The organism is Kitasatospora sp. NPDC001095 (genome assembly GCF_053598615.1).
The window spans coordinates 52,035-73,214 of record NZ_JBSFKQ010000033.1; the positions used below are offsets into that span (position 1 = coordinate 52,035).

General features: G+C 74.2%; 22 protein-coding genes and 1 pseudogene. 10 read left to right on the plus strand and 13 right to left on the minus strand.

Annotated features, from left to right (window positions below; translation table 11 throughout):
- Positions 1-97: 97 nt before the first annotated feature.
- The 3 genes from ACWDBB_RS24505 to ACWDBB_RS24515 are packed head-to-tail and all read left to right on the plus strand — an operon-like array spanning position 98 to position 2,586.
- Positions 98-1,015, plus strand: coding sequence for an ATP-binding cassette domain-containing protein (locus ACWDBB_RS24505; protein ID WP_449791638.1), 918 nt, complete (start codon positions 98-100; stop codon positions 1,013-1,015).
- Positions 1,012-1,785 (plus strand): ABC transporter permease, encoded by a 774-nt coding sequence (locus ACWDBB_RS24510; RefSeq protein ID WP_449791639.1) that lies wholly within the window; start codon positions 1,012-1,014, stop codon positions 1,783-1,785. Before ACWDBB_RS24505 ends, ACWDBB_RS24510 begins: the two co-directional genes overlap by 4 nt.
- A 57-nt stretch (positions 1,786-1,842) precedes the next feature.
- The gene (locus tag ACWDBB_RS24515; RefSeq protein ID WP_449791640.1) at positions 1,843-2,586 is read left to right on the plus strand and encodes a hypothetical protein; all 744 of its coding nucleotides are present in this window, start codon (positions 1,843-1,845) and stop codon (positions 2,584-2,586) included.
- Between the two features lie 125 nt (positions 2,587-2,711).
- On the opposite strand, the gene ACWDBB_RS24520 is transcribed toward ACWDBB_RS24515, so the two are convergent.
- The gene (locus ACWDBB_RS24520) at positions 2,712-3,425 is read right to left on the minus strand and encodes a peptidyl-tRNA hydrolase (protein ID WP_449791641.1); all 714 of its coding nucleotides are present in this window, start codon (positions 3,423-3,425) and stop codon (positions 2,712-2,714) included.
- Positions 3,426-3,688: 263 nt separating this feature from the next.
- Entirely contained in the window at positions 3,689-4,618 is a 930-nt protein-coding gene (locus ACWDBB_RS24525) for a hypothetical protein (RefSeq protein WP_402400157.1), read from the minus strand.
- Between the two features lie 124 nt (positions 4,619-4,742).
- On the opposite strand from ACWDBB_RS24525, the gene ACWDBB_RS24530 reads away from it, so the two are divergent.
- Both ACWDBB_RS24530 and ACWDBB_RS24535 read left to right on the plus strand, forming a co-directional pair.
- A complete protein-coding gene (locus tag ACWDBB_RS24530) occupies positions 4,743-5,114 on the plus strand; it encodes a YbjQ family protein (protein WP_449791642.1) in 372 nt (123 codons plus the stop codon).
- Positions 5,115-5,231: 117 nt separating this feature from the next.
- Positions 5,232-6,371 (plus strand): flavin-containing monooxygenase, encoded by a 1,140-nt coding sequence (locus ACWDBB_RS24535; protein WP_449791643.1) that lies wholly within the window; start codon positions 5,232-5,234, stop codon positions 6,369-6,371.
- Between the two features lie 3 nt (positions 6,372-6,374).
- Here the strand turns inward: ACWDBB_RS24535 and paaE are convergent, their stop codons facing one another.
- The 8 genes from paaE to ACWDBB_RS24575 form a co-directional block, all read right to left on the minus strand.
- Positions 6,375-7,643 (minus strand): 1,2-phenylacetyl-CoA epoxidase subunit PaaE, encoded by a 1,269-nt coding sequence (paaE, locus tag ACWDBB_RS24540; protein ID WP_449791644.1) that lies wholly within the window; start codon positions 7,641-7,643, stop codon positions 6,375-6,377.
- Positions 7,644-8,261: a 1,2-phenylacetyl-CoA epoxidase subunit PaaD gene (paaD, locus tag ACWDBB_RS24545; protein ID WP_449791645.1), complete on the minus strand. Its 618-nt coding sequence runs from the start codon at positions 8,259-8,261 to the stop codon at positions 7,644-7,646.
- Positions 8,255-9,163, minus strand: coding sequence for a 1,2-phenylacetyl-CoA epoxidase subunit PaaC (gene paaC / locus ACWDBB_RS24550; RefSeq protein ID WP_449791646.1), 909 nt, complete (start codon positions 9,161-9,163; stop codon positions 8,255-8,257). The genes paaD and paaC overlap by 7 nt, the downstream gene beginning before the upstream one ends.
- A 13-nt stretch (positions 9,164-9,176) precedes the next feature.
- Positions 9,177-9,494, minus strand: a complete 318-nt coding sequence (gene paaB / locus ACWDBB_RS24555) for a 1,2-phenylacetyl-CoA epoxidase subunit PaaB (protein ID WP_387757691.1) — start codon at positions 9,492-9,494, stop codon at positions 9,177-9,179.
- Positions 9,491-10,543 (minus strand): 1,2-phenylacetyl-CoA epoxidase subunit PaaA, encoded by a 1,053-nt coding sequence (paaA, locus tag ACWDBB_RS24560; RefSeq protein ID WP_449791647.1) that lies wholly within the window; start codon positions 10,541-10,543, stop codon positions 9,491-9,493. The genes paaB and paaA overlap by 4 nt, the downstream gene beginning before the upstream one ends.
- Positions 10,544-10,843: 300 nt before the next feature.
- The gene (locus tag ACWDBB_RS24565) at positions 10,844-12,430 is read right to left on the minus strand and encodes a M20 family metallopeptidase (RefSeq protein WP_449791648.1); all 1,587 of its coding nucleotides are present in this window, start codon (positions 12,428-12,430) and stop codon (positions 10,844-10,846) included.
- A gap of 774 nt (positions 12,431-13,204) precedes the next feature.
- Positions 13,205-13,864 carry a response regulator gene (locus ACWDBB_RS24570; RefSeq protein ID WP_392871939.1) on the minus strand — a complete coding sequence of 220 codons (660 nt, stop codon included), beginning with the start codon at positions 13,862-13,864 and terminating at the stop codon, positions 13,205-13,207.
- Entirely contained in the window at positions 13,861-15,249 is a 1,389-nt protein-coding gene (locus tag ACWDBB_RS24575) for a sensor histidine kinase (RefSeq protein WP_449791649.1), read from the minus strand. The genes ACWDBB_RS24570 and ACWDBB_RS24575 overlap by 4 nt, the downstream gene beginning before the upstream one ends.
- A gap of 197 nt (positions 15,250-15,446) precedes the next feature.
- On the opposite strand from ACWDBB_RS24575, the gene ACWDBB_RS24580 reads away from it, so the two are divergent.
- From ACWDBB_RS24580 to ACWDBB_RS24595, 4 genes are all read left to right on the plus strand, one after another.
- The gene (locus tag ACWDBB_RS24580; RefSeq protein WP_449791650.1) at positions 15,447-16,304 is read left to right on the plus strand and encodes a class I SAM-dependent methyltransferase; all 858 of its coding nucleotides are present in this window, start codon (positions 15,447-15,449) and stop codon (positions 16,302-16,304) included.
- A gap of 214 nt (positions 16,305-16,518) precedes the next feature.
- Positions 16,519-17,454, plus strand: a complete 936-nt coding sequence (locus tag ACWDBB_RS24585) for an aldo/keto reductase (protein WP_449791669.1) — start codon at positions 16,519-16,521, stop codon at positions 17,452-17,454.
- Between the two features lie 67 nt (positions 17,455-17,521).
- The gene (locus tag ACWDBB_RS24590) at positions 17,522-18,109 is read left to right on the plus strand and encodes a TetR family transcriptional regulator (RefSeq protein ID WP_449791651.1); all 588 of its coding nucleotides are present in this window, start codon (positions 17,522-17,524) and stop codon (positions 18,107-18,109) included.
- Between the two features lie 107 nt (positions 18,110-18,216).
- A complete protein-coding gene (locus ACWDBB_RS24595) occupies positions 18,217-19,140 on the plus strand; it encodes an ADP-ribosylglycohydrolase family protein (protein WP_449791652.1) in 924 nt (307 codons plus the stop codon).
- A gap of 79 nt (positions 19,141-19,219) precedes the next feature.
- Here ACWDBB_RS24595 and ACWDBB_RS24600 read toward each other — a convergent pair whose 3' ends face one another.
- Together ACWDBB_RS24600 and ACWDBB_RS24605 are read right to left on the minus strand one after the other, a co-directional pair.
- Entirely contained in the window at positions 19,220-19,483 is a 264-nt protein-coding gene (locus ACWDBB_RS24600) for a GlsB/YeaQ/YmgE family stress response membrane protein (protein ID WP_449791653.1), read from the minus strand.
- A gap of 150 nt (positions 19,484-19,633) precedes the next feature.
- Positions 19,634-19,900 (minus strand): GlsB/YeaQ/YmgE family stress response membrane protein, encoded by a 267-nt coding sequence (locus ACWDBB_RS24605; protein WP_449791654.1) that lies wholly within the window; start codon positions 19,898-19,900, stop codon positions 19,634-19,636.
- 258 nt (positions 19,901-20,158) lie between these two features.
- Between ACWDBB_RS24605 and ACWDBB_RS24610 the strand changes: the two are divergent.
- Positions 20,159-20,272 (plus strand): annotated as a pseudogene (locus ACWDBB_RS24610) (glycosyltransferase); the annotation flags it as partial.
- Here the strand turns inward: ACWDBB_RS24610 and ACWDBB_RS24615 are convergent.
- Positions 20,245-20,547 carry a hypothetical protein gene (locus ACWDBB_RS24615; RefSeq protein WP_449791655.1) on the minus strand — a complete coding sequence of 101 codons (303 nt, stop codon included), beginning with the start codon at positions 20,545-20,547 and terminating at the stop codon, positions 20,245-20,247. The pseudogene ACWDBB_RS24610 and the gene ACWDBB_RS24615 sit on opposite strands and share 28 nt — an antisense overlap.
- Positions 20,548-21,180 lie beyond the last annotated feature (633 nt).

Sequence of the window (21,180 nt, forward strand, 5' to 3'; positions counted from 1 at the left end):
GACCGCTCCGGTCGAATGGAGCCACCGCCCGGGGACGACCATAGCGAGCCCCGGCGGAGACCGACGACAAGGCGAGACGAGACGAGGGGAGCGGGCCGTGATCGAGATCCAGGGCCTCACCAAGGAGTACGACGGCCGGCGCGCCGTCGACGACCTGACCTTCGAGGTCCGGCCCGGCGTGGTGACCGGCTTCCTCGGCCCGAACGGCGCCGGCAAGAGCACCACCATGCGCCTGGTCCTCGGCCTCGACCGGCCGACCGCCGGACACGCCCTGGTCGGCGGCCGGCCGTACGTCGAACTCCCCGACCCGCTGCGGACGGTCGGAGCGCTGCTGGACGCCCAGGCGCTGCACGGCGGCCGGACCGCGCACGGCCATCTGCGCTGGCTCGCCGCGAGCAACGGCCTGCCGGCCCGCCGGGTCGACGAGGTGCTCGGCCGGGTCGGCCTGGCGGACGCCGCTGGGCGGCGGATCCGGGGCTTCTCGCTCGGCATGCGCCAGCGCCTGGGGGTGGCCGCCGCACTGCTCGGCGACCCGCCGGTCCTGCTGCTGGACGAGCCCGTGAACGGCCTGGACCCGGAGGGCATCCGCTGGATCCGCACCCTGCTGCGCGGCTTGGCCACCGAGGGCCGGGCGGTGCTGGTCTCCTCCCACCTGATGACCGAGATGGCTCTCACCGCCGACCACTTGGTGGTGATCGGGCGCGGCCGGCTGCTCGCCGACGCCGCCACCCCGGAGTTCATCGACCGCCACGGCCGGACCCGGACCAGGGTCCGCGCCGTCGACCCGACCAAGCTCGCCGCCCTGCTCGGCGACCCCGGCCACGGCCTCGACGCCACCGAAGTCGGCGACGGCGCCTGGGAGGTGAGCGGCGCCGAACCCGAGCGGATCGCCGCGCTCGCCGCCGCCGGCGGCGTGGTGCTGTACGAGATCGCCGTGCAACAGGACTCCCTGGAGGAGGCGTTCATGCGGATGACCGCCGACAGCGTCGAGTACCGCGCGGAGGCCGCCGCGTGAACGCGCCCACCCCTGCCGGGACCTCTGCCACCGGGGCTCCTGCCGCCAACGCCCTGCGCGCCGAGTGGATCAAGCTCGCCACCCTCCGGTCGCTCTGGATCACGCCCCTGCTCGCCCTGGTGCTCACGGCGGGCGTCACCACCGCCGTCGGCGCGGCCCTCGGTGACAAGGACCACAGCCTCACCGGCGACCCCGGCGTCGGCATCTTCTACGGCCTCAACTTCGGCCAGGCGGCACTGACCTGCTTCGGCATCCTGCTGATCGGCCAGGAGTTCAACACCCGCATGATCGACTTGTCGTTCACCGCCGTACCGAGGCGGGGCCGTTTGTACGGCGCCAAGCTCGCGCTCGGCGCACTGGTCGGACTCGCGGTCGGCGCCGTCGGGACGGCGGGCGCCTTCGCCGGTTACGCGGCCACCGTTCCCGCCGAATGGGACGGGCCCGCCTTCGTCCGCACCGCCGTGGCCGGGGTGCTCTACCAGACGCTGCTGGTGGTGCTCTGCCTCGGGACGGCCGCCCTGCTGGGCAATCTCACCGCCGCCATGGGGCTGTTGGTCCCGTCCCTCTTCCTGCTCTCACCGCTGCTCAGCGGTGTCCCCGGGGTGCGGAAGGTGGTCCAGTTCCTGCCCGACCGGGCCGGCCAGTACGCCCTGCGGTACGCCGACGACCCGGCGGTCGCCTACGGCCACTGGACCGGACTGCTGATCATGGCGCTCTGGACGGCCCTGGCGGCGTACGGCGGGCTGCGGGCACTGCGACGCGCCAAGTGACCCGGAGCGAAAGGGACATGGGAGATCGGACATGGGATACCGGAGTTGGGAGCGACAATGAGCACGATGGCCGACGCCGTACGCGCCGAACGGGTCAAGTTCACCACCCTCCCCTCGCAGTGGGCGGCCCCGCTGGTCGCGCTCGCGCTGACCGTCGGGGTCACGGCGGCCGTCAACGCCGCCTACGGGGCGAAGGACCACACGCCCGGTGAGGACCCGGCCGGCGGGATCTTCTACGGGCTGCTGTTCGGCCACGTCGCGGTGGCCTGCCTCGGGATCCTGCTGATCGGGCAGGAGTTCAACACCCGCATGATCGGCACCTCACTCACCGCCGTCCCCCGGCGCGGTCGGCTGTACGGCGCCAAGCTCGCGCTCGGCGCCGGGCTGGGCCTGCTGCTCGGGCTGGCGTCGACGGCGGGCTCGTTCCTGGCCGTCGGCACCACCGTCGGCCTGGACCTCTCCACCCCGGGCCTGGCCCGCAGTTTCCTGGCCGGGGTGCTGTACCACCCGATGATGGTGCTGCTCTGCCTCGGACTGACCGCGATGCTGGGCAACTTCAGCGCCGCACTCGGCCTGCTGACCCCGATGGTGTTCCTGGGCACCACCTGGCTGGCCGCCATCCCCGGCGTCCGCGAACTGGGCCAGTTCCTGCCCGACCGGGCCGGCCTGTACGCGACCCGCACCCAATCCGAGCCGGGCGTCCACTACAACCACTGGACCGGACTGCTGATCATGGCGCTCTGGACGGCCCTGGCGGTCTACGGCGGGCTGCGGGCGATGCGGCGCTACGAGCGGAGCTGACGACCGACGAGGAACGGCGAACGGATGACAGCTGACAGATTTCGAATTCTGTCAGCTGTCAGCTGTGATCCGTTATCTGTTCGCTGCAATCTGTGCGCCGCCGGCCCTCTGCCGCCGCCACCCCGTCACCGCAGTGCCGGGTGGTCCGCGATCACCGTGCAGCTGCCGGGGACGATCTCGGTGAAGCCCGCGTCCTGGACCACCGGCAGCCCGCTGCGCAGGAGGTCCTGCCACGTCTCCGGCGCGGCCGTCCGGACCGCGAGCGCGAACCCGGCCTCGGCCCACTCCTTGCGCTGTGCCTCATCGAGCCGCCACCACGCGAGCTGGGCGGCGTGCCCGGTCTGCGCCATCGTCTTGCCCGCGCTCATCTCCAGCTCGGGGTTGAGCCACAGCACCGGCAGCCCCGGCTCGGGCGTCCCGACCTCGGCCGTCTCCTCCAGGTCCGTCCCGGACACCTGGAGCTTGGCGAGTTCCTTCGGCCAGCCGTCCAGCGGGATCGGCGGGAACACCCGCACCTCGGCCTCCCGCCCCCGCACCGTGACGCCGGGCAGCTCGCCCGCCCGCCGCCACTCACCGCCCCGGGCCCGCCGGACCACCTTGCGGATCCGGGCGTCCTCCCAGGCGGCGACCCGCTCCGCCCACTCGCCGTCCACCTCGGTCACCCGGGGGTCGGCGAGCAGGGTGAGCACCGCCCGCGCCGAGGTCTCCAGCGCGTCCGTCCGGCCCGGCGGAGTCGCCCGCTCCACCCGGACGACCAGCGGCAGCACGTACTGCGGCCGCTCGTCGCGCTCCTCGCGCGACGGGGTGTCGCCGAGCTCCGCCGCCGGGGCGGGGGCCACGGCGGCCCGCGACGGGACCGAAGCCGGGGCCGGGGCCGGAGCCGTGGGCAGGGACGGGGAAACCGGAGACGAAGGAGCCGGGGCCGGAGCGGCGGAAGTCGGAGCGTCGGAAAGAGAAGTCACCCGACCAGGATGCCAGCCCCGCCCCGACCGACTCGGCCCGCCCCGTTCACCTCGACGGTTCGCCTCGACGGCGAGCCCCCGGCACTCGCCGTCCGAACCGCCGTACCACCGCACCACCGCACGGCAACCGCGACGCCCGGTCAGCGCCGGTAGCCGCGCTGCGGGTCCCGCTCCTCCGCGTCCTCGTACATCAGGAACCAGCCCTCCGGGTGGGTGGCTGCCAGCAGCAGTTCCGTGCGCTGCTCCGCCGCGAGCTCCGGATCGCCGTCGTCCGGCCCGTAGACGCCGAACAGCTCGTCGTGGCAGCCGTCCCAGTCGTAGTCGTACAGGTCGGCCGGGAGGTCGCCCATCATGTCCGCCACCGACTCGGGCTGCGCGCCGAGCAGGGCCCGGGCGTCCACCAGGGCCATCCGCAGCGCTATCTCCTCGGCCAGGCAGCGCGGCAGCGGCCACTCGCCGAGCGCGAGGTCGTCGGCGAGGTCGTCGAAGGCCCGGGCCATCGCGCGGCGCCAGCCCCGGTGCATCCGCCAGGTGCGCTCGGGCAGCCGGGAGAAGACCGTCCAGTCCGTGTCGTCGCCCTCGGAGACCGCCTCGTCCCCGTGCTCGTCGAAGTCGTCGTACGCGGCGTCGGCCAGACCGATCAGCTGGGCGTGGAGCAGACAGGCGGTGCGCGGGGTGAGCGTCCAGTCCGCGCCCGCGCCGCCGTCCTCCTCGTCGCCCTCCAGCGGGAACAGGTCCGCGAAGTCGGGGGTGAAGTCCTCCGTGACGCTGATCTCCAGCGTGCCGCCGAGCGCCTCGACCCCGGGGATGGCGGCCACCAGCCGGTCCGGGTGCAGTAGCGCACCGAGCGCCGCGTTGGCGTCCTCGGCCACCTCACGCAGCAGTTCACGGCGCTGGCCGGCCGGGTCGATGCCCTCGAAGTCCAGCTCCTCGACGGCCCTGATCGCGGCCGCGCGCAGGGCCGGCCAGTCGGTGATCCGAAGGCCCAGCACCACCGTCGCCTCGATCTCCTGCGCACCGGAGTCCTCCGCCGCGCCCGGCCCCTGTGGATGATCGCTTCGCTCGCCCATGGGGCTAACGGTACGGCCTTTCGGGCGCCCGATCACGGGTCCGGACCAGCTTCCGGAAGCCTTCTCGGCCACCACCCGGCCCCGCCTCGGTCACTCGGACGCACGAACTGGCAGGATGCGTCCCATGGCAGACATCAACGAGTACGGCGGCGGGCAGGGCCCGAACGCAGACGTCCTTGTCGTGACCACCAACGACATCCCCGGTTTCCGGGTCGACCACGTGATCGGCGAGGTCTTCGGGCTGACCGTCCGCAGCCGCCACGTCGGCAGCCAGATCGGTGCCGGTCTGAAGTCGCTGGTCGGCGGTGAGCTGCGCGGTCTGACGAAGACCCTGGTCGAGAGCCGCAACGAGGCGATGCAGCGGCTGGTCGAGCAGACCAAGGCGCGTGGCGGCAACGCCGTCCTGATGATGCGTTTCGACGTCACCGAGGCGGCCGCTGTCGGCACCGAGGTCTGCGCCTACGGCACCGCCGCGGTGATCTCCCCGGTCTCCTGACGCCCTTCCGGCCCGGAACGGACGCCCTCCGGCCCGGTGCGCGGGAACACATCGCCGGTCCGCCGATGTTTCACGGGCGTGACTGTTTACGGTGCAACTAATGGTGTTCCGCAACGCGTGGACGTCCTGGTGGTGGGCGCCGGGCAGGCGGGCCTGTCCGCCGCCTACCACCTGCGCCGTCGCGGCTTCGCCCCGTACCGGGCGGGCATCGACGGCGGCTTCGTCGTCCTCGACGCCAACCCCGTACCAGGCGGTGCCTGGGCGCACCGCTCGCCGTCCCTGCGGATGGCCACCGTGCACGGCGTCCACGACCTCCCGGACGCCGAACTCCCGCCGCCGGACCCCGAGGCCCCCGCCCGCGAGGTGGTGCCGGAGTACTTCGCGGCGTACGAGGCCCGGCACGCGCTCCCGGTCGTACGCCCGGTCGTGGTGCGTGCCGTACGGGCGGAGTCCGAGCGCCCGGACTCCCGGTTGCTGGTCGAGACCGACCACGGCACCTGGTCCACCCGTGCGCTGGTCAACGCCACCGGCACCTGGACCCGCCCCTTCCTCCCGCACTACCCGGGCCACTTCGCGGGCCGTCAGCTGCACTACGCCGAGTACCGCGGTCCCGAGGAGTTCACGGGCAAGCGCGTGCTGGTGGTGGGCGGCGGGGCTTCGGCGATCCAGGTGCTGTCGGAGGTGGCCGCCGTCGGCGAGACGGTCTGGGTCACCCGCTCCGAACCCGTCTACCACGACGGACCGTTCACTCCCGAGTACGGGCGCGCGGTGGTCGCCAAGGTGGCGGAGCGGGTCCGGAAGGGCCTGCCGGTGCGCAGCGTGGTGAGCGTGACCGGGCTCGGCCCGTCCGTCGCCTACCGGCGCGCCGAGGAGCTGGGCGCGCTGCACCGCCGGCCGATGTTCGACCGCCTGACCGAGCACGGGGCCGCCTGGGGCGACGAGGAGCTGGCGGTGGACGCGATCGTCTGGGCGACCGGTTTCCGGCCCGAGATCGGGCACCTCGGCCCGCTCGGCCTTCGTTCCCCCGGCGGCGGCATCGCGCTCACCGGGACCCGTGCCACCGCCGACCCCCGCGTCCACCTGGTCGGCTTCGGCCCCTCCGCCAGCACCGTCGGCGCCAACCGGGCCGGGCGCGCGGCGGTCAACGACCTGGTCAAGCTCCTCGGGAACCCGGCCCTCGGTGCTCCGGCGCTCGGTGCTCCGGCGCTCGGTGCTCCGGCGCTCGGTGGCGCGGTGACGGAGCCCGCCGCCGTCTGAGGCTCAGCGGTCGTAGTCGACGGTCACCCGGTCGGTGAGCGGGCGGGCCTGGCAGGTGAGGACGTAGCCGGCGGCCAGTTCCTTCTCCTCCAGCGCGAAGTTGCGGCGCATCTCCACCTCGCCCTCGGTGACCAGGGCGCGGCAGGTGCCGCAGACCCCGCCCTTGCAGGCGAACGGCAGGTCGGGGCGGGAGCGCTGGGCGCCGTCCAGGATCGAGCGGTCGCGCGGGAGGCAGAGGGTGCTGCCGCGGCCGTCGAGGACGACGGTGACCTCGCTCTGCGGGCCCGAGGCTCCACCGGACGAAGCGCCGCCCGACGAGGCGTCCGTCCGGTCCCAGTCCTCGTCGCGTTCCGGGAGCGGCTCGTCCTCGGCGTGGAACAGCTCCTGGTGCACCCGCTCGCCCGGCACGTCCAGCTCCGCCAGCAGTTCCTTGGCCCCCGCGACCATGCCGAACGGGCCGCACAGCCACCAGTGCCCGACGCTGCCGACGTCCACCAGCGCCGCCAGCAGCGCGCGAACCCGCTCCGGGTCCAGGCGGCCGCTGAGCAGCTCGGCGTCCCTGGTCTCCCGGGAGAGTACGTGGACCAGCTGGAAGCGGCCGAGGTAGCGGTCCTTCAGGTCGGCCAGCTCGTCCGCGAACATCACGGTGTCGCTGCGCCGGTTGCCGTAGAGCAGGGTGACGGTGGAGTCGCGGTCGGCGGCCAGCACGGAGGCGGCGATCGACAGCATCGGGGTGATGCCGGAGCCGGCCGCGAGCAGCACGTGGTCGGCCGGGACGCCGAGTTCGGGGGTGAACAGGCCGGACGGCGTCAGCACCTCGACCTCCTCGCCCGGCACGGCCTCGCGCACCAGCCAGCGCGAGAACAGCCCGCCGGGCACCTCCCGGACGGCGATCCGCAGCGGCCCGCCGACCGGGGCGCAGATCGAGTACGAGCGGCGCTCGTCGGCGTCGTCCACCAGCTTGCGCAGGGTCAGGGTCTGCCCGGGGCGGAAGGCGTACTCCTGCACCAGTTCGTCCGGCACCGCGAAGGTCACCGCGACGGCGTCCTCGCACAGCCGCTCGACCCGGTCGATCCGCAGCCGGTGGAAGGTCGGGCGGCGGGCGGGGCGGATGCCGCTCGCCTCGGTGTCCGAGCCGGTGTCCGCCCTGGTGGCGGAGGCGGAAGCCGCAGTGGCGGAGGCCGGTCCGGCGGGGGTGGAGGCCGGTCCGGCGGAGGCGGCGCCCGGACCGGCGGTACCGGCGGACGCGGCGGCGGGGGAAGCGGCGGGCATTCAGATCTCCTTGACGCGTTCGAACGGCTCGCGGCAGGCCCGGCAGCGCCAGAGCGCCTTGCAGGCGGTGGAACCGAAGCGGGACAGCTCCTCCGTCGCGGTGCCACCGCAGTGCGGGCACGGCACGGGGGGCGGGGTCGCGGTTCCGGTGCGGGTCGGGCCGAGGGTGAGCGCCACCGGACCGGCCGTGGCGACGGCGGCGGTGGGGCGCGGCGGGGCGATGCCCGCCTCGGCGAGCTTGCGGCGGCCCTCGGCGGTGATCAGGTCGGTGGACCACGGCGGGTCCAGCCGCAGCCGCACCCGGACGTCCGGGTACCCGGCCGCGCGCAGCCGGCGGTCCACGTCGGCGGCCATCTCGGCGACGGCGGGGCAGCCCGAGTAGGTCGGGGTCAGCCAGGCGGTCACCGTGCCGTCGGCGCTGCCGCTGCCGTCCACCTCGACCTCGGCCAGGACGCCCAGGTCGGCCAGGGTCAGCATGGGCAGCTCCGGGTCCGGGACGGCCGCGGCGACCGCCCAGGCCAGGTCCCGGGTCGTCCTGCCCGTCGGGTCCGCGGTGCCGGTCGGGTCCGCGACGCCCGTCGGGCCCGCCGCGCCCGTCGCGGTGCCGCCCGTCACCATGTCGCCCCCGGGTGGGCCCGGGCCACCACCTGGAGCTCGGCGAGCAGCGGGCCGAGCGCCTCGGTGTGCACGCCGTCCCGGCCGGCCCGGCCCAGGACGGTGGCCAGCGGCGGCACGTCCGGTACGGTCAGCCCGGCCTCGGCGAGGACGGCGGCGAGCGAGCGCAGCACCGGTTCACGCAGCGTCGCAGGGTCGACGCCCGCGCGCTGCTCCACCGGGTGTGCCGTGAACAGCTCCTCCAGCAGTGGCCAAACCGCGTCCAAACCGGCCTGCATCCGCTCGGCGGAGTACGGCGTGCCATCGCCCAGGCGCAGCGTCCAGGCGGTGGCGTACTCCCGGTGGTAGGCCAGCTCCTTGACGCCCCGGGCCGCGACCGCGGCCAGTACCGGGTCGGGGTGCGTGCTCAGCGCCTCGTACAGGGCGCCGCGCGCGGTGGCGAACAGCAGCAGCCGGGCGATCGAGTACGCGAAGTCGCCGTTCGGCGTCTCCACCAGGCGGACGTTGCGGAACTCGTGCTCCTCGCGCCAGTACGCCAGGTCGTCCTCGGTGCGGCCGGTGCCGTCCGCCTGACCTGCCCGGGTGAGCAGCAGGCGGGCCTGGCCGAGCAGGTCGAGGCCCAGGTTGGCGAGCGCGACCTCCTCCTCCAGCTCGGGCGCCCTGGTGCACCACTCGATCAGCCGCTGGGCGAGGACCAGAGCGTCGTCGCCCAGCATCCGGCAGTAGGCGGCGAGGTCCGCGCCGTCCACGCCTGCGGGCAACGCCGTGTCCACGCCGAGCAGCGGGTCGGCGAAGCCCGTCCCGTACGCCCAGCGGCCCTCGCCCTCGGGGCCGGGGGCGGCGTCGGCGAGGCTGAGGTAGACGTGGTCGTCCTGGTCGGCGCCGGTGGTGGTGTCGTTGTGCACGGTGGCTCCCCCGTCAGATGTGCGGGACATCCTCGGGGATGTCGTAGAAGGTCGGGTGGCGGTAGACCTTGTCGCCGCTGGGCTCGAAGAACGGGTCGCGCTCGTCCGGGGTGGAGGCGGTGATCGCGTCCGAGCGGACCACCCAGAGGCTCACACCCTCGTTACGGCGGGTGTACAGGTCGCGGGCGGCGAGCAGGGCCATCCGGTCGTCGGAGGCGTGCAGCGAGCCGACGTGGACGTGGTTCAGCCCGCGCCGGGGGCGCACGAACACCTCGTACAGCGGCCAGCCGGCCTTGGACCCGGCCGGGGAGCCAACCTGGGGGTCGGTCACTTTCCGTTCTCCTGTTCGGTGGCTTCAGCGGCCGCGGGGGCTGCGGTGGTCTCGGGGGCTGCGGTGGTCTCGGGGGCCGCGGGGACTGCGGCGGCTTCGGCGGCGCGCTTGGCCGCGTAGGCGACGGCCGCCTCGCGCACCCAGGCACCGTCCTCGTGGGCGGCGCGGCGGCGGTCGACCCGCTGGGCGTTGCAGGGGCCCTGGCCGTGGATGACCCTGGTCAGCTCGGACCAGTCCGGCTCGCCGAAGTCCCAGCCGCCGCGCTCCTCGTTCCAGCGCAGCTCGGGGTCCGGGAGGGTGACGCCCAGGTGCTCGGCCTGCGGGACGGTCATGTCGACGAAGCGCCGGCGCAGCTCGTCGTTGCTGTGCCGCTTGATCCGCCAGGCCATCGAGCGGGCGCTGTTCGGCGAGTCGGCGTCCGAGGGGCCGAACATCATCAGCGACGGCCACCACCAGCGGTCCACCGCGTCCTGGACCATCCGGCGCTGGGCCTCGGTGCCGCGCATCAGCGTCATCAGCAGCTCGTAGCCCTGGCGCTGGTGGAAGGACTCTTCCTTGCAGATCCGCACCATCGCGCGGGCGTACGGGCCGTAGCTGCAGCGGCAGAGCGGGACCTGGTTGCAGATCGCGGCGCCGTCCACCAGCCAGCCGATCACGCCGACGTCGGCGAAGGTGAGGGTCGGGTAGTTGAAGATCGAGGAGTACTTCTGGCGGCCGGAGATCAGCTTCTCGGTGAGCTCGGCGCGGTCGACGCCGAGGGTCTCGGCGGCGGCGTAGAGGTAGAGGCCGTGGCCGGCCTCGTCCTGGGCCTTGGCGAGCAGGATCGCCTTGCGGCGCAGGGACGGGGCCCGGGTCAGCCAGTTGCCCTCGGGCTGCATGCCGATGATCTCGGAGTGGGCGTGCTGGGCGATCTGGCGGATCAGGGTGGCCCGGTAGGCGTCGGGCATCCAGTCCCTGGGCTCGATCCGCTGCTCGGCGGCGACGACCGCCTCGAACCGGTCCTCCGGCGTCTGCGCGGGGACCGCCTCGGCCACCTCTGCTGTCACCACGGTCCCCTCTCGTGTCCTACCCGGTCGGTCGGGCGTCTGGGCGCCGACCAACCGACTGACCGTTCGGTCGGTACCATTCTGCGCGGCGGGACGGAGGGATGGCAAGGTGCGGAACGGATAACAGCTGACAGATTTCAGAATCTGTCAGCTGTTATCCGTCAGCTCTTCACTGTTTGCTGTTCGCTGTCCCCTGTTCGCTGACTGCTGTTCGCTGTGAGTTGTTCGCTGTTCCCTGTCGACTGTCGACTGTCTGCCCGTCGTCGACCGTCAGCGGTCGGCCGTCAGCGGCTCACTGGCGGCTCATCCCTCCGCGCGGTCGCGCAGTCGCGGCAGCGGTACGGCAAGAAGTGCTGCCAGCAGGGCGACCCGGGGGGCGATCTGGTCGAGCCGGATGTGCTCGTGCCGAGCGTGTGCTCCGGCGCCCACCGCACCGAAGCCGTCCAGGGTCGGCAGCCCGCGCGAGCCGGGCAGATTGGCGTCCCCCGCCCCACCCGCCGGGGCTCCGTCCAGCTGCTGCCCGAGCTCGGCGGCGAGCGAACGCACGTGCCGCAACAGCGGGTTGCCCGTCCGTTCGGGCCACGCCGGACGGCTGGACAGCACCTCCGTACGGACCCGGGCGCCCGGGCGCAGCGCGGTGAGCCGGGCGAGGTCGTCGAGCGTGCGGCGCTGCGCCTCTGCGGTGGCGAAGCGCAGCCCCAGCTCGGCCTCGGCCCGGCCGGCGACGACATTGGCGCGCGTACCGCCGCTGATCCGCCCGGTGTTGAGCTCGGTACCGGGTTGGCCGGCGAGATCGCGCACCAGCACGAGCTGGTCCACCAGTTCGTCGACCGCGGACACCCCGTCGTGGGCGTCGTTGCCGGCGTGCGCCTCGCGGCCGGTCACGGTGAGCCGCACCCGGGTGCTGCCGCGCCGCGCGGTCTTCAACCGGCCGTCGGGGTGCGACGGTTCGAGCCCCAGGACCGCGGCGGCGCCGCGCAGCTGGCGCTCGACCAGGCGCCGCCCGTCCGGACTGCCCACCTCTTCGTCGGAGACCACGACCAGGCGGACGGTGCGGTGCGGGCACTCGCCCAGGTCCGCGAGAAGCGCCAACGCGCCCTCGAGGATGGCGAGTCCACCCTTCATGTCGACCACGCCGGGGCCGGTGAGCCGGCCGTCCTGCTCGGTCACCGGCCAGTCCGCGAGGGTGCCGACCGGCCAGACGGTGTCGTGGTGCCCGACGATCAGCAGGTGCGGCAGGGACTCGTCCCGGCCCTCCCACTCCAGTACCAGGTGGTCGCCCGCCGGTCCGGGTTCGCGGCGGGCGGTGGCACCGGTGGTACGGAACCCGGCCGCCAACTCCTCGGCCAGGGCGTCGAGTCTCGGGGCGTCACCGCTGGGGGACTCGATCCGCGCCAGGTCGGCGCAGCGGCGCCGGACGGCGCCGGCGAGGCTACGGGCACGGGTGCTGAGTGCCTGCGGCACACCGGGCAACGCCGTGGTGGCGGTTGCGGTCCCCGGGGTGGCGGTGGCCGCCGGTCTTGCCGTGGGCTTCGCGACAGTCGTCTTCGCCACCGCGGTCTTCGCGACGCCGGTTTTGGTGAGGGCTGATTTCGTGAGGGCGGCGTTGGTGAGGGCCGACGTGGCGGCCGTGGCCTTGGCGACCGCCGCCTTGGTGGCGGCCGTCTTCGCGGTGGCGGACGCGGTGGCGGTGGCCTGCCCCGAGGCGGTCGGCACCGTGGTGGCCGGAGCCGGAGCGGCAGTTGCCGTGCAGGCGGCGGCAGCGGTACCGGTGGCAGTGGTGATGGCGAGGGCCTCGCCGTCGGTGGCGGCCGGGACGGTGACAGGTGACGGGGCGGGTTCCCCGGCGGCGCCCGGCACGGCGTGCGACCCGATGGTCTGGGAACTCAACGCTCGCCTCCGCGGCCGCCGCCGGTATACAGCGGCCGTACCGGCCGACCGTTTCCGCCCGGGCGCCAGGCCCGGCCGGACCGCACCGACCGAACGGGATGATGGGCGGCCCACCGGAGCGGCCCGACTGGCCCAAGTACGGTGGTACGGCATGGCGGCGTGCTTGGCATGATGCGTCCTCCTCGCTCGATCCGGGGACCCCGGTCCGCCCGGAGCCCCCGTGGACGGCGGCCTCCTGACAGCGGGCGCAGTGGCCGGACCGCCGCAGGGAAGCCGAGATGTGAGCCTAGAAGAACCGTTCGGTTTCCTGCGAGGTGGCCCTGCTCCCAGCGTGCCGGTACCGGGCCCCGCTTCGGAGGCCGCCCGTCCGCGATCGGCGCGAGCGCTCGGCGCGCGGGCCTGGATCGGCGCGCGGGCGCGGTCGCCGGATCGCGCCCATCTCCACCATGGACCCGCCGCCCGAGTTCGGCAGCGCAAACGGCGAAGGCACGGCAATTCCACGCCGGATGGGTGACAGCGGCTCAGCACGCGGTACGAACCGGGGGCACGCGACGGCTCAGGGAGGCCCGCTTCGAGTCCCGCCCTGACTCCGGAGGAACGTCCGGGGAACGCCCGCGTGAACACCGGACGATGCCGTGCCCCGATGTGCCCCACCGCGCCTCGACGTGCCTCGGCTGCTACGCCGGGCACGACAGGGCGGCAGCCGGGCACGGCGGGACGGCGGCCGGGCAGGGCGGGACGGCTGGGCGGCGTGCCCTTGGGACAGCGACTCGCTCAGCCACCGTCGCCCACCAGCCCGGCGTCGCGCGCGAGCAAGGCCGCCTGGACCCGGTTTCCGACTCCGAGCCCGGTCAGGATCCGGCTGACGTGCGCCTTGACGGTGCTCTCACGCATCCCGAGCACGCCGGCGATCTCCGCATTGGAGAGCCCGTCGGCGAGTTCGCGCAGGACCTCGGTCTCCCGCGGGGTGAGCCCGGCGACCCGACTGCGGGCCGTCACCGACCGGGGCGCCCCGACCCGGTGGTAGCGGTCGATCAGCCGTCGCGCGGCCGCCGGGTGCAGCATCCCCTGGCCGCCGGCGACGACGTGCACGGCCCGGGCGATCTCCGCGGGCGGGGTGTCCTTCAGCAGGAACCCGTCCGCCCCGGCCGCGAGCGCCTGGTACACGTACTCGTCCAGGTCGAAGGTAGTGAGGGCGATGACCCGCGGGCCGTCCGGGAGTTCGCGCAGCCGCCGGGTGGCGGCGATCCCGTCGAGCCTGGGCATCCGGATGTCCATCAGCGCGACGTCGATCCGCCGGCTGCCGGCGAGTTCGACGGCCTGCAGCCCGTCGGCGGCCTCGGCGACCACGGTGAGTGCCGGATCCTGGGCCAGCAGGTCGACCAGGCCGAGGCGGACCAGCGCGTCGTCGTCCACCACCATCGTTCGGATCATGCGATGTCCTTCGGCTGAGGCTTCGCGCCCTGCTCCGACCGTTCTGACCATTCTGACCGCTCTGATTGCCCTGATCCCTCGGACTGCTCCGAGCTCGGTGACACTCGCCCCGGGTGGGGCCGCGCGGCCCGCGGTGGTGAAGCCGGACCGTCGCCACGGGTGGGACCCGGGTCGGGCGCCGCACGCGGCGGGCGGTCCGGCGCGGGTAACCGGGCGGAGAGCCGGAAGCCGCCGCCTCCGTCCGGGCCTGCGTCGAGATGGCCGCCGAGTGCGCCGACCCGTTCGGACAGCCCCACCAGTCCGTACCCGCCACCGGTGCTGGGCTCGTCCGGCGGCGCCTCGCCCGGGCCGTTGCGGACCTCGACCGTCGTCGCCGGAGCCCCGTAGCCGACCCGGACGGTGACGGGTGCGGCGTGGGCGTACTTGCGGGCGTTGGTCAACGCCTCCTGGACCAGCCTGTGCACAGCCAGCCGGTGGGTGGTCGGGACGGCCTCCGGGTCTCCGGAGAGGGCGAGTTCGACCCGCTGGCCGGCCTGGGTCGCCTCGCCGACGAGCTCGGTGAGGTCGCGCAGGGCGGGCGCCGGGACACGCCCGCCCCCGGCGGGCACGGACGGCTCGACTCCCGTCGCGGACGGGGCAGGTGGGTGGTCGGCCCGCAGCGCGCCCAGGACGTCGCGCAGGTCGTCGAGCGAGCGGGCGGCGGTGGTGCGCAGCAGTTCGAGGCGGTGGGTGAGCCGGTCGGGGTCGGCGGCGACGGTGCCGGCTCTGGCCTGGTCGCGCAGCACCCCGGCGTGCAGCACCAGGAGGCTGAGCCGGTGGGCCAGCACGTCGTGCATCTCCCGCGCGATCCGGGCGCGTTCGGCGGCCCGGGCCTGTTCGGCGCGCAGCTCGCGCTCGCGGCGCAGCGCGTCGACCTGTTCGTGCAGGGTGCGGATCAGCACCCGTCTGCCGTGCAGCCACAGGCCGACCGCCAGGACGGCGGCCTGGACCAGGAGTTGGGACCCGGTGGCACCGACCCAGCCGAGCAGCGAATCCGCGCGCGTCGCGCCGGCCACCGCGATGACCGCGCCACCCGCCATTGCGGGGCCCGTCCGGCCGAGGTAGGCGAGGTGGAAGACGCTGAACAGCCCGGGGAAGGCGCGGTTGAACAGCCCGCCGACGAGCACCGGCAGCACGGCCGAGGCCACCGGGTGGCGGCGGGCGAGGAAGAGCGAGAGCGCGGCGAGCGCGGCCACGGCCGTGCGCGGCAGGCGCAGCGGATCGTCGGAGTGCGTCCACTGGACCAGGGCCTCCTCGGTGGCCAGGCCGAGCACGCCGATCAGCAGCAACGTGTCGATCCCGGCCCGGTGGTCCGGCTCGTACCAGCCGAGCACACTCCTGCGCATGCCCTTCCTCCTTTCCTCGCTTCGCGCTCCGAATGCCTTCCGGGGGGCCGGCGTTCGGCACTTCGGGCTCGATGCTAGGGGCGCTGCGCCGCGCAGCGCCTCTGTCTTCCGGCTACCCGCACCCTCGACTTTCGTCGGGGGTCGGCGCCGCTGACCGGCCGATTCGCGGCGGCTCCGCCGTGCCTAGCGTCGACGGCATGACCGAGAACCGGCTCCGCCACCTCCCCGACTCCCCTTCCCTCCGCCACAGTTCGCCCGTCGGCGGGGACCACCTGCTGTTCCTCGCCGAGGCCCTGCGCACCTTCCACGACACCGGCGCGCTGGCCCCGAGCGGCCCCGAGCTGGTGAACGCGCTGGTGGTACCGGTCACCAGCCGCCCGAACCGTCCGATCTCGGTGCTGGAGGTGGGTGCCGGTACGGGCGTGGTCACCCGCCGACTGGCCCAAGTGCTGCGTCCGGGCGACCGGTTGCACGTCGTCGAGGCCAACCCGCGGTTCGCCGACCGGTTGCGGGAGGATCCGGTCCTGGCCGCCCGGCACCCCGGGGTCGGGTTGCGGCTGTCGGCCTGCCGGGTCGAGGAGTTGCCGGAGTGCCGGCCGTCGGCGCCGGACGGGGCGCGGCCGGAGGACGGTCCGCACCGGTACGACGTGATCGTGTCCGGGCTGCCGTTCACCAACTTCGAGCCCGCTCGGGTGCGGGACATCCTCGACCTCTACCTTCGGCTGCTGGTGCCCGGAGGCGAGCTGACGTACTTCGGGTACCTCGGCACGACGACGGCGCGCACCCTGACCTCGGGTCCCCGCCAGGGCGCCCGCCACCGGGCGGTGGTGCGGCTGCTGCGCCGGTTCGAGGCGGAGCACGGCCTGGGCCGGCGCACGGTGTGGCGCAACGTGCCGCCGGCCCGCGCCCACCTGCTGCGGTCGCCGGGCGGGCGCGAGGCCTGGGCACCGGCGACGGAAGCGGCGGGCCCGGGCGCGGCGGACCGGGACACGGCGAGGCCGAAGAACCCGGCGGGCGGCGAGGAGGTGGGGCGTCACCCGATTCCGAACAAATGACAATCGACAGATTTCAACTTTCAGATAACAGACGACAGCGAACAGATTTTGAAATCTGTTCGCCGTCATGCCATAGTGGCACCCGGGTCACCCTGCCCCCGCCTCCCCGGCACCGCAGCCGCCCCCTGGAGCCCCCGTGTCCCCTCACACCCGCCCCGCCCAGCGCCCCCTCGGCACCACCGGGCCGGTCACCTCGACCCTCGGCCTCGGTTGCATGGGCATGTCCGACCTGTACGGCCCGGCCGACGAGGCCGAGAGCATCGCCACCATCCACGCCGCCCTCGACGCCGGGATCACCCTCCTCGACACCGGCGACTTCTACGGCATGGGCCACAACGAGCTGCTGATCCACGAGGCACTGCGCGGCCGCGACCGCGAGAGCGTGCAGATCAGCGTGAAGTTCGGTGCCCAGCGCACGCCCGACGGCCAGTGGCTCGGGTACGACGCCGGCCCCGCCGCCACCAAGACCGCGCTCGCCTACACCCTGCGCCGCCTGCGCACCGACCACGTCGACGTCTACCGCCCGGCCCGGCTGGACCCGAACGTCCCGATCGAGGAGACCGTCGGCGCCATCGCCGACCTGGTGCAGGCCGGCCACGTCCGCCACATCGGGCTCTCCGAGGTCGGCGCCGACACCCTGCGCCGGGCCGCCGCCGTCCACCCGATCAGCGACCTCCAGATCGAGTACTCACTGCTGTCCCGCTCGATCGAGGCCACCGTCCTCCCCACCGCCCGCGAACTCGGCATCGGCATCACCGCGTACGGCGTGCTCTCCCGCGGCCTGCTCGGCGGCCACTGGGACCGGGACCGCGCCCTCAGCGGCACCGACTTCCGCAGCCACAGCCCGCGCTTCCAGGGCGAGAACCTGGCCCACAACCTGGCGCTGGTCGAGGCCCTGCACGAGATCGCCGCCGCCCGGGGCACGACCGTCGCCCAGATCGCCATCGCCTGGGTGGCCTCGCGCGGGCAGGACGTCGTCCCGCTGGTCGGCGCCCGCCGCCGGGACCGCCTGACCGAGGCCCTCGGCGCACTCGACGTCACGCTGACCGAGGCCGACCTCGCCGCCATCGAGGCCGCCGTACCCGCCGGCTCCGCCGCCGGCGACCGGTACGGCGCCGCACAGATGGCCCACCTGGACAGCGAACGCTGACCGCACCACCCAGCCCCACACCCCGACCGCCACGCCCGACCACACGATCCCAAGGACGGTCCTCCCCGTGACCACGGACACCACACTCACCGCCGAGCAGATCCTGATCGCAGCGGAGGACGTCCTGCGGCGCTTCGGCCCGGCCAAGGCCACCGTCGTGGACGTCGCCCGCAACCTCGGCGTCAGCCACAGCAGCGTCTACCGTCACTTCCCCAGCAAGGCCGCGCTGCGCGAGGCCGTCACCCAACGCTGGCTGGACCAGGCGCACTTCGACCTGGCGGCCATCTCCAACGAGGGCGGCCCCGCCGCCACGCGGCTGCACCGCTGGCTGAAGACGCTGTTCGCGGCCAAGCGGAAGAAGGCGCTGGACGATCCGGAGCTGTTCGCCACCTACATGGTGCTGGTCGAGGAGAACAGCGGCCTGGTGGAAGCCCACATCGACACCCTGGTCGACCAGATCGCGCAGATCGTCCAGGAGGGCACGGAGGGCAAGGAGTTCAAGCTCGCCCACATCCGGAACACCGCCCGCGCTGTCTTCGACGCCACCGGCCCGTTCCACGACCCGGCCTATGCGGCCACCTGGTCCACCCCGGGGATCGACGACCGGTTCGAGGCCGTTTGGCGGCTCGTTCTCGGTGGCCTGAAGGCCAAGTGACGTCACGTCAGTGATCGGGGGCGCCGGCGAGCGGGGGAAAACCGCTGGCCGGCGCCCCGCCCGTCGGCCAGACTGCCGCACACGGTCGATCTCACCTGGAGGATGACATGCGTGCGGCCCTCCCGGCCCTGGACAGCCTGGAGGGACTCGCCCTCGGCGACGCCTTCGGCGACCGGTGGTTCTCGGTGCCACTGGACGAGGCGCCCGCCGCGCTGGCCGCCCGGCTGGTCAGGCCGGCGCCCTGGCACTGGACCGACGACACCGCCATGGCGCTCGTGCTGGTCCGCCACCTGCTCGACGGGGGCGAGGTCCGACCGGACGCGCTCGCCCGGGAGTTCGCCGCCGAGTACGCCCGCGAGCACGGGCGCAAGTACGGCCCGTCGATGCACCGGGTGCTGCGCGGGATCGGCACCGGCGGGGACTGGCGCACCATCACCGCGGGCCAGTTCGAGGGCCAGGGCTCTTACGGGAACGGCGCCGCCATGCGGGTCGCACCGCTGGGGGCCTGGTTCGCCGAGGACCTCGACCTGGTGGCCCGGCAGGCCGAACGGCAGGCGCTCACCACCCACTTCCACCCGGAGGCGGTCGCCGGTGCGGTGGCGGTCGCGCTCGCCGCGGCGCTGGCGGTCCGCGGCCGGGGCGAAGACCGGCCCGCTCGGGCCGAGTTGCTGACCGAGATCGCCGGACGGCTGCCGGACACCGACGTCCGCTCCGGGCTGCGGATCGCCGCCCGGCTGCCCGAGCACACCAGTGTCCGGCACGCCGCCAACGTGCTCGGCTCGGGGGCGCTGATCTCCGCCCCGGACACCGTGCCGTTCGCCCTCTGGTCCGCGGCCGGGCACCTGGACTCGCTGCCCGAGACCGTCTGGCACACCCTGGAGGGCTGGGGCGACAAGGACACCACCTGCGCCATCGCCGCCGGCGTGACCGCCGCCAGGACCGGGCTCGCGGGCGTGCCGCCCGAGTGGCTCACCGCGCGCGAGCAACTCCCGGGCTGGGTCGCCGAGGTGTCCCTGACCACCGACCGGTGACCGGGCGCAGCGGCCGGTGACCAGAACACCCGCTGACCGGAACGCCTGGAAAGCCGGGCCCCGCTTCGGGGCCCGGCGGTCAGCGCCGGGAGACGAAGCGGAACACCCGGTAGGCGAGGAGCAGGACCATCGCGCCACCGATCGCCGACACCCAGGTCGTGACGTCGAGGATGCTCGGTCTCACCGTCCCGTGCATCCAGTGCGAGACGACCCAGGTGCCGATGTAGGAGCCGGTGATGCCGATCAGGGTGTTGCCGATCAGGCCGCGCTCACCCCTCGACATCGCCATCCTGGCCACGGTCCCCGACACCAGGCCCAGCACGATCCACGCCATCCAGCTCATCCGCCGCCCCTTGCGTCATCGGTTGACGACCCCGCCGAGCCCCCGGGTCCGACCGGAAGGACGTACGAGGACGCCGTGCCGTTCCAGCGAACGGAAGGACCGGTACGAACCGGCCACCCGCCGTGCCGCGGCCGCTGCCGAACTGCTTCGTCAGCGGCGCGAGTTGCCGAACAGCAGCCGGTAGAGGATCAGCAGCACCAGCGCGCCGCCGATCGCCGACACCCAGGTCGCCGCGTCGAAGAAGTGCGCGGTGACCGAACGGTGCAGGAAGTGCGACGCGATCCAGCCGCCGACGAAGGACCCGGCGATGCCGATCAGGGTGGTCACGATCAGGCCGCCAGGGTCCTTCCCCGGCAGCAGCAGCTTGGCCAGCCCACCCGCCAGCAGGCCCAGCACGATCCACGCGACGACGCTCATCCGCAGTCCCCTCCCGTCCGAGGCGCGACGGGCCCCGTCCCGTCCGCTCTTGCCCGCAAGGACGCCACCGCACGCCACCCGGTTCCGGCACCCGCGGAGCCGCGGTCGAAGCAGCCGACCAGCCGGGCCCACGCCATGCCGGGACGTGCCACGCCGGGCCGTACCGTGCCGCGCCGGGCCGCACCGCGCCGTGCTGGAGCCGAACCGCCCGCGCGCGGCACCCTTCCGGCGGGCCGCCCGCGCCGAAATACCGCGGCCATGCGCATCCTGATCGCCACCGCCGGCTCCCGGGGCGACGTGGCGCCCTTCACCGGGCTCGGCGTCCGCCTGCGGGCCGCCGGACATCAGGTGGCCGTCGCCACGCACGGCACCTTCGCCGATCCCGTGCGGGCCGCCGGGCTGGAGTTCCGTCCCCTGCCCGTCGAACCGCGCGCCGAACTCGCCTCCGCCGCGGGCCGTAGCCCGCTGCGGGCCGGCAGCGGACCGGGGGCCGTCCTGCGGCTCCTGCGGCTCGGCAGGAGGTTCATGCCCGCCCTCGGCGACGGCATCGCCGACGCCACCGCGCTCGGCACCGACCTCCTGCTGACCACCAGCACCACCAGCGCGCTCGGGCAGGTGGCCGCCGAGGCGGCCGGCATCCCCAGCATCGGGCTGTACCTCCAACCCCTCGCCCCACCCGTGAATTCGCGCCCGCCGTCACCGGCACCCGATCGCTCGGCCGGTCCGGCAACCTGCTGGCGGGGCACGCCGCCCGGGCCGCGACCGACCAGCTGTTCGCCCCGGCCGTCCGCGGACTGCGCCGGCGACTCGGCCTGCCGCCGCTCGGCGTCGCCCGGGCCCGTCGTGACCACCCCGTGCTGGCACGACTGGCTCTTCCCGCGCACCGCCGCCGTGGTCCACCACGCGGACGCCGGCACCACGGCCGCCGCCCTCCGCTCCGGGACGCCCACCGTGCCCGTGCCGACCCAGCTCGACGCGCCGTTCTGGTCCGCCCCGCTGGCCCTGCTCGGGGTCTCCCCCGGCCCCGTCCCCCTGCGCTGCCCTCACCCCTGCCCGCCTCGCCGCCGCCCTGCGCCTCGCCCTCGACGACCCCCGCTACCGGGCCCGCGGCCAAGCCGTCGCCGCCGCCCTGGCCGCCGAGGACGGTGCGGCCAAGGTCCTGACCGCCGTCGAACGGGTGGCGGCAACGGCCGGGTGACGAGTGGCAGCCGACAGCGGACGGCGAACAGCGGACGGCTGACAAATTTCAAAATCTGTCAGCCGTCCGCGGGCACCCGTCA